We start from the raw sequence: 762 nt of genomic DNA, 5'->3' as shown, positions 1-762 counted from the left end.
CCCGCGCCCACTATCTGCGCGGCGATCTCTCCGTCGACTCGACGCAGGGCTGGGGAACGAGCGTCCGCGCGGAAGTGCCCTACTCCGCTAATGGCGAAGTGTCGCGCGAGCGGTGGAAGGTGCTCGTTGCCTGCACCCAGCCGCTGGTGCGCGCAGGGCTGGTGCGCCTGCTCGAGGCCTCCGAACCGTCCGTGCAGGTCATGGGGGAGCCGGGCAGCCTCGAGGACCTCGTGGAATCGATCTCGCTGCTGCAGCCGGACATGATCGTGCTCGACTGGCCCCTCCTCGAGCAGTACACCGCTGCACAGCAGACGGGACCGGATGAGGACTCCATCGACCGGCCGGTGGTGGCCGTCGTCGACCAACCGACGCTTGAGCAGCTGCGGCTCGCGGCGGCATCGGGCGTGCGGGGGTTCCTCTCGCTCCAGGGCTGGGGAACGAGCGTCCGCGCGGAAGTGCCCTACTCCGCTAATGGCGAAGTGTCGCGCGAGCGGTGGAAGGTGCTCGTTGCCTGCACCCAGCCGCTGGTGCGCGCAGGGCTGGTGCGCCTGCTCGAGGCCTCCGAACCGTCCGTGCAGGTCATGGGGGAGCCGGGCAGCCTCGAGGACCTCGTGGAATCGATCTCGCTGCTGCAGCCGGACATGATCGTGCTCGACTGGCCCCTCCTCGAGCAGTACACCGCTGCACAGCAGACGGGACCGGATGAGGACTCCATCGACCGGCCGGTGGTGGCCGTCGTCGACCAACCGACGCTTGAGCAGC

Annotated in this window: 1 pseudogene; it reads left to right on the top strand. The window is 69.2% G+C overall.

Annotated elements, in window-relative coordinates:
- Nucleotides 1–762 (top strand): annotated as a pseudogene (locus Y704_RS24520) (hypothetical protein); the annotation flags it as partial.

The organism is Arthrobacter sp. Br18 (genome assembly GCF_000520555.1).
Lineage (GTDB): Bacteria > Actinomycetota > Actinomycetes > Actinomycetales > Micrococcaceae > Arthrobacter_D.
This window is presented reverse-complemented; position numbering and strand designations above follow the sequence as displayed.